Annotated in this window: 8 protein-coding genes, 1 other RNA gene and 2 pseudogenes; 8 read left to right on the top strand and 3 right to left on the bottom strand. The window is 52.5% G+C overall.

What is annotated here, in order from left to right; translation table 11 throughout:
• Window positions 1-11 precede the first annotated feature (11 nt).
• Together BQ8005_RS17645 and BQ8005_RS07055 are read left to right on the top strand one after the other, a co-directional pair.
• Window positions 12-326: pseudogene (locus tag BQ8005_RS17645) on the top strand (hypothetical protein); the annotation flags it as partial.
• Window positions 323-661, top strand: a pseudogene (locus BQ8005_RS07055) (SIS domain-containing protein); the annotation flags it as partial. The pseudogenes BQ8005_RS17645 and BQ8005_RS07055, both read left to right, overlap by 4 nt.
• Window positions 662-761: 100 nt before the next feature.
• Here the strand turns inward: BQ8005_RS07055 and BQ8005_RS07050 are convergent.
• The 3 genes from BQ8005_RS07050 to rnpB all read right to left on the bottom strand — a co-directional run bounded on the left by BQ8005_RS07050 (window position 762) and on the right by rnpB (window position 3,983).
• Window positions 762-2,036, bottom strand: coding sequence for an IS1380-like element IS612 family transposase (locus BQ8005_RS07050; RefSeq protein ID WP_115474383.1), 1,275 nt, complete (start codon window positions 2,034-2,036; stop codon window positions 762-764).
• Window positions 2,037-2,264: 228 nt separating this feature from the next.
• Window positions 2,265-3,584: a YihY/virulence factor BrkB family protein gene (locus tag BQ8005_RS07045; RefSeq protein ID WP_075319015.1), complete on the bottom strand. Its 1,320-nt coding sequence runs from the start codon at window positions 3,582-3,584 to the stop codon at window positions 2,265-2,267.
• A gap of 26 nt (window positions 3,585-3,610) precedes the next feature.
• Window positions 3,611-3,983: RNase P RNA component class A (gene rnpB / locus BQ8005_RS07040), an RNA gene on the bottom strand.
• Between the two features lie 99 nt (window positions 3,984-4,082).
• Here rnpB and BQ8005_RS07035 point away from each other — a divergent pair.
• The 6 genes from BQ8005_RS07035 (at window position 4,083) to BQ8005_RS07010 (ending at window position 11,492) form a co-directional block, all read left to right on the top strand.
• On the top strand, window positions 4,083-5,288 hold the full coding sequence (locus tag BQ8005_RS07035) for a C40 family peptidase (protein ID WP_075317554.1): 1,206 nt from the start codon (window positions 4,083-4,085) through the stop codon (window positions 5,286-5,288).
• Window positions 5,289-5,414: 126 nt separating this feature from the next.
• The gene (locus tag BQ8005_RS07030; protein WP_075317553.1) at window positions 5,415-6,590 is read left to right on the top strand and encodes a dipeptide epimerase; all 1,176 of its coding nucleotides are present in this window, start codon (window positions 5,415-5,417) and stop codon (window positions 6,588-6,590) included.
• Window positions 6,591-6,684: 94 nt separating this feature from the next.
• Complete coding sequence (locus BQ8005_RS07025; protein ID WP_075317552.1) at window positions 6,685-8,022, top strand: transglutaminase-like domain-containing protein; 1,338 nt, start codon at window positions 6,685-6,687, stop codon at window positions 8,020-8,022.
• Window positions 8,023-8,308: 286 nt separating this feature from the next.
• Complete coding sequence (locus tag BQ8005_RS07020) at window positions 8,309-9,844, top strand: Do family serine endopeptidase (RefSeq protein WP_075317551.1); 1,536 nt, start codon at window positions 8,309-8,311, stop codon at window positions 9,842-9,844.
• Between the two features lie 258 nt (window positions 9,845-10,102).
• Window positions 10,103-10,963, top strand: a complete 861-nt coding sequence (locus BQ8005_RS07015) for a sigma-70 family RNA polymerase sigma factor (protein ID WP_008766632.1) — start codon at window positions 10,103-10,105, stop codon at window positions 10,961-10,963.
• A gap of 130 nt (window positions 10,964-11,093) precedes the next feature.
• Entirely contained in the window at window positions 11,094-11,492 is a 399-nt protein-coding gene (locus BQ8005_RS07010; RefSeq protein ID WP_075319013.1) for a hypothetical protein, read from the top strand.
• The last annotated feature ends 31 nt before the right edge of the window (window positions 11,493-11,523 follow it).

Here is an 11,523-nt window from a genome sequence, read left to right as displayed (position 1 = left end):
AGAAGCAACACCTGACCCACTTCGCTACCGAACAGGATGTAGCAGAAGAATTGTTTGAGTTACTCTTAGAAGCGAGAGAACTCTATCTTCAGGATGTGATTTTGAATGGCAAGCGGTATGACCGCTATGTGGATGACTTCATCAACAGTCATCGGTATATCAACTGCAACAGTGCAATTTGCCGAAACTGCCACGAGATGAACATCCACATCGTCAAGGGACTGCTGAACGAATGCGCCCACCTTATCCAGCCTCTTTTTGAGGCATCCGACTTCTCCTTTGAGAAGTGTATGGAGTTACAAAGGAAGTATGACCGCTCGGAACCGTTGCCGCCATACAGTTGGCACGGAGCAAGGGGGCTTTTGTGTATGGCATCTGCAACGTCGTGGGTGCCTCTATCCCAAGAAATACGGATTCCGGGACATACATCCATGTAGGACCTGAGATAGGTGTGGCTTCTACCAAGGCTTTTACAGGACAGGTAACGGTGCTGATGCTGCTTGCCCTCTGCGTGGGACAGATGCGTGGTACTGTGGATGATGCAACCGTAGAGAGGATTGTCCGGGAGTTGAAGAACATGCCCCTATATATCCTAAAATCCGCAAGCAATCTCAATGGCAATCTCAATTGCAGTAAAGAGCTTGAACACTATGCATCATGATAGTATGAGCGTGAATTTTGTCCGATTTGTGCATACCTTCCCCTTACCCCACAATGCGACTTGAGGCAATACGCATATTCTAACCGGAAAGAAAGGATTCTTATCCGAATTCTGTTTTGAAGGGTTTTGCATAAGCGCGGTTCTCTGTGTAGATATTCAGCACGTATTGCCTTGCAGTCATGATCCACTTGGCAGGTACGGAGATGAATCTGAAGACAAAAGCCTTTATGCGACTCGTTTTCTTGAGCCCAAAAGCCTTGGTGTCAAGCCTGCTCATGATGGTTTTGTAGAAATTGTGTATCAATGCAGTAAGCAGAAGAAAGACAGTATTCTCCGCCATGAATGACTTGGGGAGCCTGCTCCAACCGAATCCGTTGTTCATGTCGTCAAAGATACGTTCCTTGCCGCCACGCAGATTGTAGAATTCAACAATGTCCCTTGTCGATGACTTGTAATCGTTGGTCAGAATACAACGGTAAGTGTATTCGCCTTCCCACAGGTCAAGGTCGCCGCTGTTGCGTCTTTGTCTCTGGATGACAAGACGATAGCACTTGCCTTCCCATTTCTCAACGAGAATGGAATTGAGTTCGAACTGGATGCCGTTAATCTCCTCCGTCTTCCATCCTCTCAGAGCAAAGATGTCATTGTAGAGCGAACTGCATCGGTTGGCACGGATGTAGAAAAGTTTGCAATGCTTCTCTATCTCACTGACGATTTCCTTCGAGCAGGAACCGCAGTCTGCCCTGAAGCGATTTACACGGATGTTCTGGGATTCCAGAAGAGCGAAGAATCTCTTATGGGTGTCTGCCTGATGAAAACGCACATTCGTGTTGCCATCGCTGTTCTCGATATAGACTATCTTGTCACCGATAACATATACGCCAGGCCTGTAGCCGAGGAACTTTTTGTAGGTCGGTTTTGCATCATACTTCTCCGTTTCAAGAAACTGATGGTCAAAGTCAACATCGTATTCCTCAATTTCCTTCAACTCGCCTGTAGAAACCAAAGCGTTTATAAGCAATGTGTTGAGTTTGTCTGCAGTATTGAAATCATAGGTCTTGCCTTGGTCGGAAGTATAGGAGATGTTTTCCTGTGTCAGTTCCTTGATGGCTCTGAGGATGGTATCAGAGCTGCATGTACGAAGGGTAGGATGATACGAGAGATGGCGCATCAGTTGTGACGTTACATCTTCCACGCATGAGCCGCCACAGAAATAAACGCTCATCAGCGAACGGACTATCTCGCTGAACTGATATCCGATGATACTGCGGCATCTCTGACCCAGTGTTGAGTCGATAACGGGTGAAAGCATGGAGTCAAATTTCTCCATGATTGAAAAAATTCCTCCAAAAGGTGTGAGTTTTTCGAATTTTATTTGTACCTATGCAGCGCCTTGTTACGATTTTCGCTTGTTTTCTAATTGCAACACTAAGATAAGTGAAAAATCTGACACGGCAAAATCCTAGGCAACTTATTGTTGCTCAGGAACTTATAAATAAAGTTAAATCAAAGTGTTGCGGAATTAAGGAGTATTAGATTTAAGGTTAACAAAGGTTGGGCTCAGCGGAGCCCTTTTTTTATGTCCATACCTCTCGTGTCGGGATTATAAATCTTTCAGCAACACTTCGCCCGCATTCCTGTAATATTCTTCACGTGTTTTCATCAGTGTCGTCCACTGGTCGTTGTAGGCGTGTTCCTTGTCTATCTTGAAGTCCTCGGAGCCATGCGAGTCGAGGCGGTCGAGCAGGACGGCTACGTTCAGGCGGTTGATGTCCATCGAGGGCTGGTAGGAGAGCGATTCGCTCTTCTCGTCGGTAGCCACTTCGTGCACCAGCTTCACGTCCTGAAGCTCTTCAAAGATGCGTCGGGTCAGGCGGATGGGGATCTGACATTCCTCCGAAATCTCTTCGGCCGTATAGGGCTTTTCGCCGCGGGCAAAGCGCTTGGCGATGAGCGACATCATCAGCACGGCCACGAAGTCGTGGTAGCGTCGGCTGATGTTGCGCGTATCCTTGTCGAAGCTGAAGCTGTTGATGTTCTGCCCTGCATAGGTCAGCTGGACGCCAAAGAGGCAGATGGTCCACGAGATCTGAAGCCAGAGGAGGAGCAACGGCAGGGCGGCGAAACTACCATAGATAGCATTGTAGCGCGACACCCACAACTGGCTGCTGATGTAGAGGAACTGAAAGGCCTGATAGGCGGTACCTGCCAGGATGCCCGATATGAGCGCGTGCTTGAACTTCACCTTCGTGTTGGGCATGAAGATGTAGAGCCCTGTGAACATGCACCACGTCAGTACATAGGGGATGAGGCGCACCAGGAACTTGCCTAGAGGGGCCAGCAGTGTGAAGTCTTCCATGTTCTTCAGCATGGTGCTCATGAAGATGGAAAGACCGCCCGAGAGCACCAATAGGATAGGTATCAGGAGCAGCATGGAGAAATAGTCCGTGATGCGCCGATAGACGCTTCGTGCCTTCTGCACCTGCCAGATGCGGTTGAAGGTGATTTCCATGTTGTTGATCAGGTTGAGCACCGACCAGAGCAACATGATGAGACCCACGCCGATGAAGATGCCGTTCTTCGTTTGCGACAGGTAGGCGTTGACGATGTTCAGGATGGCGCTGCTCGTCTCGTTCAGGCCGCCGAAGCCTGTGGCGATTTCGTGCTCTATCACGTTGTCGAAGCCGAACCCGCGCGCGATGGCGAAGACCACGGCCAAGATGGGAATGAGGGCAAACAGCGTGCTATAGGTCAGGGCAGCGGCCTTGTTGGCCAGTCGGTCCTTGGTAAATCGGTTGACACAGAGGTAGATAGTCTTGATGACGGTATAGACGGAGAAGGTGGTCTTGTTCACCTCGTCCTCCGTGATGCGCCAGATGTCATCGGTGAGGAACTTCCAGAGTCTTGCGATTTTTTGGTTCATGGCAAAGATATATATATAATAAAAAGAAAAGCAGTTGGCCTGTAAGCCGGGTTCTGTGCCTTGTCCGAGGGGGACAAGGTGTCTGCCATTTATCTGAGCCGTATGTCACCATACGCGCTTTAGCGGTCCACCCTCCGGCATCGAGCGAGCAACTCTCCTTGCGCCGGTTTACATGACCTTACAACTCCCAAGACGCACAGCCCTTGTGTCGCCACAAGACTGGTGGGCTCTTACCCCGCCTTCTCACCCTTACCCTCCTTCCGAGAGAAGGAGGGCGGTTGTTTTCTTCTGCGTTACTCTACCCTCGCGGACAGCTTTCTGTTAGGAAGTGGGACGCTCTGTGTTGCCCGGACTTTCCTCATGCACACCCAAGGTGCAGGCGGCAGACCGGCCAACTGCTTTATGGAGGCAAAGGTACGATTTTCGCATCAAAAACACAGGATTTATGGAAATAATTCGTAGATTTGCTCGTATTAATCACCCACAAACAGACATTTCATGAACAAAAACTATCTTATTCTTGCTCTTTTGCTCTTCTGCTCCTTGCCATCCGCAAGGGCCTATGCCGCAAGCGGAGACATTCCGTCCGAGGTTGTTGCCCTGACCGACAGCCTCAAACAGAAGTATGCCCCCGACGGGCGTGTAGCCCTTTTCAAGACAGACTATACGTTCGACGGCAAGCGCGTGATGCTTCGTGGCGAGACTACTTCGCCTTCTGCCAAGGCCGAACTGGTGGCAGCCCTGTCGAAGGCCGGCTACGAGGTGATGGACTGCCTGAAGGTGCTGCCCGACGAGGCGGCGCTCGAGGGAAAGACTTATGGCATTATCAACCTCTCCGTGGCCAGCTTGCGCGTACAGCCCGACTATTCGTCGGAGATGATGACGCAAGCCCTGCTAGGCATGCCCGTGCGTGTGCTCGAGCGCGACGGATGGTATCGCATTCAGACGCCCGACGACTATATCGCCTGGACGCATCGTGTCAGCGTCCTGCCCGTCACCCGCGAGGAACTGACGGCTTGGAATCGGGCAGAAAAGGTCGTGGTCACGTCGCACTACGCCTTCGTCTACTCCCAGCCCGACCGTCGCTCACAAACGGTGTCCGACATCGTGGCTGGCAACCGCCTGAAGCTGGAAGGCACGAAGGGAGGCTTCTATCGCGTGTCCTATCCCGACGGCCGACAGGGCTATGTGGAGAAGTCCGCCGCCCTGCCCGAAAAGGAATGGCGCAAGAGCCTGAAGCAGGATGCCGCCAGCATCATCCGCACGGCCCACACGCTGATGGGTGTGCCCTATCTTTGGGCAGGCACCTCGTCGAAAGGCGTGGATTGTAGCGGCTTCGTGCGCACAGTGCTCTTCATGCACGACATCATCATCCCCCGCGACGCCTCCCAGCAGGCCTACGTGGGGCAGCATATCGACATCGCCCCCGACTTCTCCAACCTCCAGCCGGGCGACCTCGTGTTCTTTGGACGCAAGGCCACGGCCGAACGCAAGGAGCGGGTGGTGCATGTGGGTATCTACATCGGCGACCGCCGCTTCATCCACTCGCAGGGCGATGTGCGCATCAGCAGCTTCGACCCGCAGGACGAACGGTTCGACGAATACAACTTGGGGCGCCTGCTTTTCGCCGCGCGCGTGCTTCCATCTATTAATAAGGAGAAGGGGCTGAACACGACGGACGAGAACCCCTACTATCGGTGGTGAGCAGGAAAGCATTGCTTTCCCCTCCGTAAAGCACCGTTTTCTCCTCCGCAAAGCATTGCTTTCTCGAGGACGTCGGTGCTGTATTGAAAATAGACTAAAAACGATATAAAATAAGAAGATATTACGATGCAAAATAGAAGAGATTTCCTGAAGACGGCGGCCTTTGCCGCATTGGGTTCAGGCATGGTGATAAACGAGGCGCTGGCCGCTGAAAAGAAGCGGGGCGCATGGTTCAATCTGAACAGAAAGAGTGGCGCAGGGACGCAGATGAAGTTGCGCTTCTTCCCCTACGAGTTGAAGCTCCGCCACGTCTTTACCGTGGCCACCTACTCGCGCAGCACGACGCCCGACGTGCAGGTGGAGTTGGAGTACGACGGCGTCATCGGCTATGGCGAGGCCTCCATGCCGCCCTACCTGCAGAAGGAGTTGGGCACGCTGGATAGCGTGATGGCCTTCCTGAAGAAAGTGCAGGACACGATCGGTCGGTTCTCCGACCCCTTCCAGATGGAGGATATCCTGACTTACATCGACGGCCTTTCGGAGAGCGACGCGGCGGCTAAGGCGGCCGTAGACATAGCCCTGCACGACCTTGTGGGCAAACTCTTGCAGGCGCCCTGGTACAAAATATGGGGGCTGGACAAGGATAAGGCCCCGTCGACCACCTTCACCATCGGCATCGATACGCCCGACGTGGTGCGCGAAAAGACAAAGGAGTGTGCCGACCGTTTCAACATCCTCAAGGTGAAGCTCGGAGGCGATAACGACAAGGAGATGATCGAGACCATCCGTTCGGTCACGTCCCTGCCCATTGCCGTGGACGCCAACCAGGGATGGACCGACCGCCAGCATGCCCTCGACGAGATACACTGGCTCAAGGAGCAGGGCATCGTCATGGTGGAGCAGCCCATGCCCAAGGCGCGGATAGACGACATCGCCTGGATTACCCAGCAGAGCCCTCTGCCTATCTTTGCCGACGAGGGCGTCCAGCGCCTGAAGGATGTACCTGCGCTGAAGGGAGCCTATACGGGCATCAACATCAAGCTGATGAAGTGTACGGGCATGCGCGAGGCGTGGAAGATGCTCAACCTGGCGCGTGCGCTCGACATGAAGGTGATGGTGGGGTGCATGACGGAGACTTCGTGTGCCTGCTCGGCGGCTGCCCAACTCTCGCCCGCGGTCGATTTTGCCGACCTCGACGGCAACCTGCTCATAGCCAACGACCGCTTCCGAGGCATGGAGGTGGTCAAGGGGAAGATTACCTTGCCCGACCTGCCTGGCATTGGGGTAGTGATTAATAATTAATAATTGATAATTGATAATTGAGAATTGAAAATGAAGAATAGCCGTGTGCGTGTGTTCATTTTCCATTTTCAATTCTCCATTTTCCATTAAATGTATGAAGAACCTGCTTTATCTTGTCCTGTTTCTGCTGGCCTTTTCGGCTTGCAACCGCAAGGCGTCCGATGCTTCCTACTCGTGGGAGGCCGACCTGCACCAACGCCTCTTGACTGATTTCTGCCTGACGGAGGCGCAAGTGAAAGATTACATCCGCCGTTACCTGCCCGACGTGACCGACGAGCAGATGCGCCAATGGGAGGAGTCGGGCGCGTTGGAGTGCATGATGCTCGATGGCGAGAAGCGCTACTTCCGCAATGCGGGTCCCAACCTTTTCCGCATCGACTCCCTGTGTCGTGAGGTGAAGCTGGCCAAGGAAGGCGAACAGGTGAGCACCAGCGACCGCTCGAATGCTGAGAACCTGCCCGAAATTTTGGCCGCTACCGACGGACGGGGCGACTCGTGCCTGGCGGCTCCCAAGCGCATGCGCGTCACCTATACGCTGACCGTCGACACCAATGCCGTCCCAGCGGGCGAAGTAGTGCGTTGTTGGCTGCCCTATCCGCGCACGGACATTCCCCGCCAGCGGGATGTGAAGCTGATAGCCACCAGCGAGCCTTCGTACACGCTGACCTCTGAAGGCACGACGCACAGCACCCTCTACATGGAGAAGCGGGCGGTGAGCGGAGAGCCCACTGTCTTCTCGGAAACGTTCGAATACACCTCTTATGGCGAGTGGCACGACATTCGTCCCTCCGACGTCCTGCCCTACGACACCACGACGGAGCTCTACCGACGCTACACGTCCGAGCGCGACCGCCACATTGTCTTCTCGCCCCGCCTGCGCCAGTTGGCTGACAATTTGACAGAAGGCGAGGACAATCCCTACTTGAAGGCCTGTCGCATCTTCCGCTGGGTGAACGATCACTTCCCTTGGGCCTCTGCGCGCGAGTATTCTACCATCGACAACATCCCTGAATATGTGCTCGACAACCGCCATGGCGATTGCGGCCAGGTGACGTTGCTCTTCGTTACCCTGTGTCGCATTGCGGGCATCCCTGCCCACTTCCAGAGCGGCTTCATGATGCAACCCCGCGCATGGAACCTGCACGACTGGGCAGAAGTCTACTTCGAGGGCATCGGCTGGGTGCCTGTCGACCAGTCGTTCGGCCTGGCTCCCTATGCGGAGAAGGCTGGGAAGCCCTATTTCTATCTGGGTGGCATCGACTCGTGGCGCATGGTGGTGAACCAAGACTATGGCATGCCGCTCGTGCCCGAAAAGAAATATCCGCGGAGCGAGACGGTGGACTTCCAGCGTGGCGAAGTGGAGTGGGCAGGTGGTAACCTGTACTTCACTGAGTGGGACTATCACATGGATATCGAGTACCTGAACTATTGACCTCGTATTCCGTTCGACGTTTCCTTTTTCCGACCTGTGAAGCATCTCTTTAGAAGCGGAAACATATTTTTACGCTCTAAGCCTCAAAGTGTTAAAGTGGCAGGAAACGTGCATAAATGCTAATTTGGCAGCCTCTGTCGTTAACCGCTGTTAAGCTCAAAAACGGCTTTGTTAAAAGAGGACAAAAAAGACTGACAGGGTGAATAACTGAATAGTTTTTGTCGTTATTTTAACGTCATAAAGTTAAAACAAAGTCGAATATTAACATTTTAAAGAGATAAGATTTATGAAACGGACAGCAAAAATGGTAATGGGAGTCACCGCTGGTGTACTTCTGAGTTCCGCGATAGGTGGATTTACTGCCTACAAGTTAATGGCCAAGCAGCAGATGGAAAACGCCACGTTCAGCGAGCTTTTCCAGCAAAATCCAAATAATGTAAGGTTGGCAGGTCTGAGCGCAATCAATGCGCAACCCGTCGACCTGACCCAAGCCGCCGAAAGTTCAGTACATGCCGTAGTGCACATCCGCGCTACCGAGCTGAGCAAGACGCGTACCATTCAGACACAACCCGATATTTTTGACTTCTTCTTTGGCGATGGCCGTGGCCAGCAGCGTCAGATCCAGACACAGCCGCGTGTGGGCTTCGGCTCGGGTGTCATCATTTCGAAGGACGGATATATCGTGACGAACAACCACGTAGTCGAGGGTGCTGACGAAATCACTGTCAAGCTCAATGACGAGCGCGAATTGAAAGGACGTGTCATCGGTACCGACCCCGACACCGACCTGGCTCTGCTGAAGATCGAAGGCGACGATTTCCCCACCATCCCTGTGGGCAATTCGGACAACCTGAAGGTGGGCGAATGGGTTTTGGCCGTGGGTAACCCCTTCAACCTGAATTCTACCGTTACGGCAGGTATCGTGAGCGCCAAGGCTCGTTCCATCGGTACGACGGCTGCCAACGGACAGGCTGCCAGCATCCAGTCGTTCATTCAGACCGATGCTGCCATCAACTCGGGTAACAGTGGTGGTGCCTTGGTGAATGCCGCCGGCGAGCTGGTAGGTATCAACGCCATGCTTTATTCGCCTACGGGTGCCTATTCGGGCTATGGCTTTGCCATCCCTACCAACCTGATGACGAAGGTCATTTCCGACCTGAAGCAGTATGGTACCGTTCAGCGTGCTTTGCTGGGCATCAAGGGTGGTGACTTTACGACCGACCTGCAGATGAACGACGAAGTGGTGAAGGAGATGGAGAAACGCATGGAAGAGCTGGGCGTGAAGGAAGGTATCCTTGTGGCTCAAGTCATAGAAGGCGGTTCGGCTGCCGGTATCCTGAAGGAAAACGATGTCATTATCAAGCTGGACGGCAAGAAGCTGCACAAGTTCACCGACTTGCAAGAGGCTCTGTCCAAGCACCGTCCGGGCGACAAGGTACAACTGACCATCGTTCGCGACAAGAAGGAAAAGGAAGTGACCATCACGCTGAAGAATGCTCAGGGCAATACGAAGGTAGTCAAGAATGCCGGTATGGAAATCTTGGGTGCTGCCTTCAAGCCGATCGACACCGACCTGCGCCGCCAGCTCAACTTGGGTTATGGTCTTGAAGTGACGGGCGTAAGCGGTGGCAAGATGGGCGATGCAGGTATCCGCAAGGGCTTCATCATCTTGAAGGCCAACGGCCAGCCGATGAAGACCGTCGAGGATCTGGAGGACGTACTGAAGGCTGCTACGCAGACACCCGAACAAGTGCTCTTTATCACGGGTATGTTCCCCTCGGGCAAGCGTGCCAGCTATGCAGTAGACTTGAGTCAGGAATAAGATTTAGGTATTAGGTATTAGATATAGATATAGGATAGGTTAGACAGTTGATAAGGTAAGAAGGTTGAAGTATGTTTAATTTATCTTGTAAGTGGTGCCGGCAAAGAACTTGTCGGCACTCTTTTTGTTACCTTTTGTAAGGAGCCCGAAAGGCGTTCCTCTGACTTTTTTTGTTGAACCTGACAAAAAGATGGCAAAAGATTGGTGCTAATCCGATTTTTTGTCGTAACTTTGTCAACCCAATATGTGTATAGAAGAATGAGACAACTAAAAATTACCAAAAGTATCACTAACCGAGAGAGCGCTTCTCTGGACAAGTACTTGCAGGAAATCGGGCGTGAGGACCTCATTACTGTTGAAGAAGAAGTGGAACTCGCTCAGCGCATCCGCAAGGGTGACCGTGTTGCACTGGAGAAACTGACACGTGCCAATCTGCGTTTCGTCGTATCTGTCGCAAAACAGTATCAGAACCAAGGCTTGAGTTTGCCCGACTTGATCAACGAAGGCAACCTGGGTCTGATCAAAGCAGCCGAAAAGTTCGATGAGACACGTGGTTTCAAGTTCATCAGCTATGCGGTGTGGTGGATACGCCAGTCCATTCTGCAAGCCCTGGCCGAACAGTCGCGTATCGTGCGTCTGCCGCTCAACCAGGTGGGCTCGCTGAACAAGATCAGCAAAGCCTTCTCCAAGTTCGAGCAGGAGAACGAGCGCCGTCCGTCGCCCGAAGAGCTGGCCGATGAGCTGGAAATCCCTGTTGACAAAATCTCCGACACGCTGAAGGTATCCGGCCGCCACATATCGGTCGACGCGCCTTTTGTCGAGGGAGAGGACAACAGCCTGCTGGATGTTTTGGTGAATGACGATTCGCCTATGGCTGACCGCTCGTTGGTGAACGAGTCTCTTGCGAGGGAAATTGATAGAGCGCTTTCTACGCTGACCGAGCGCGAAAAGGAGATCATACAGATGTTCTTTGGCATCGGACAACAGGAAATGACCCTGGAAGAAATCGGCGACAAATTCGGACTGACCCGTGAACGTGTGCGCCAGATCAAGGAAAAAGCTATCAGAAGATTAAGACAAAGTAATCGTAGCAAATTGCTCAAGTCCTACTTGGGATGAGTGGGAATATCGGTTTCCGACAAACAAAAAGAATTCAAAAAACGGCAGTGGCGTGCAGCTCTGCCGTTTTTTTTGTTACCTTTGTCCCCTATAAAGTGATAATTTGGAATTTTTGAAAACAGAAAGACGTATGAAATACATTCGACTGATTATGGCGGTGGCTCTGACCTTCCTGGTATGTTCCGCCTTTACGATGAAAAAAGACAAGGAGAAACCCGTGTATGTTTTTGGTGTGGCAGCTTCGTTCACCGACACGCTGGTCTATTACACCGACATCCAGTTGCTGGACAGCGTTCACCTTAACGAGCATGGCTTCCTGCCCCAGCGCGACTTGTATTCCTACCAGCTGAAGAACCATCTGGAGTATAACATGAACAAGCTCAACTATACGTGCGTCATCTATTTCTCCGACAACAAGAAGAAGCTCGAGAAAGAGGCTTCGAAAGTGAAGTCGGGCTACCTGAAGAGCAAGCAGACCTTGCGGCCGATCGAGGCTTCGGAGTTTCAGTTCAAGAAGCCCGAAGAATAAGTGTGAGCGTGTGTATACGGATGTGATTTTC

Source organism: Bacteroides togonis (assembly GCF_900130135.1).
In the GTDB taxonomy this organism is placed as follows: Bacteria; Bacteroidota; Bacteroidia; order Bacteroidales; family Bacteroidaceae; genus Bacteroides; species Bacteroides pullorum.
This window is presented reverse-complemented; position numbering and strand designations above follow the sequence as displayed.

Bases quoted from the DNA above. Each gene is read 5' to 3' on its own strand.
- BQ8005_RS07045 (WP_075319015.1), bottom strand. From the start codon at position 3,584: ATGAACCAAAAAATCGCAAGACTCTGGAAGTTCCTCACCGATGACATC.
- BQ8005_RS07035 (WP_075317554.1), top strand. From the start codon at position 4,083: ATGAACAAAAACTATCTTATTCTTGCTCTTTTGCTCTTCTGCTCCTTG.
- BQ8005_RS07030 (WP_075317553.1), top strand. From the start codon at position 5,415: ATGCAAAATAGAAGAGATTTCCTGAAGACGGCGGCCTTTGCCGCATTG.
- BQ8005_RS07025 (WP_075317552.1), top strand. From the start codon at position 6,685: ATGAAGAACCTGCTTTATCTTGTCCTGTTTCTGCTGGCCTTTTCGGCT.
- BQ8005_RS07020 (WP_075317551.1), top strand. From the start codon at position 8,309: ATGAAACGGACAGCAAAAATGGTAATGGGAGTCACCGCTGGTGTACTT.
- BQ8005_RS07015 (WP_008766632.1), top strand. From the start codon at position 10,103: ATGAGACAACTAAAAATTACCAAAAGTATCACTAACCGAGAGAGCGCT.
- BQ8005_RS07010 (WP_075319013.1), top strand. From the start codon at position 11,094: ATGAAATACATTCGACTGATTATGGCGGTGGCTCTGACCTTCCTGGTA.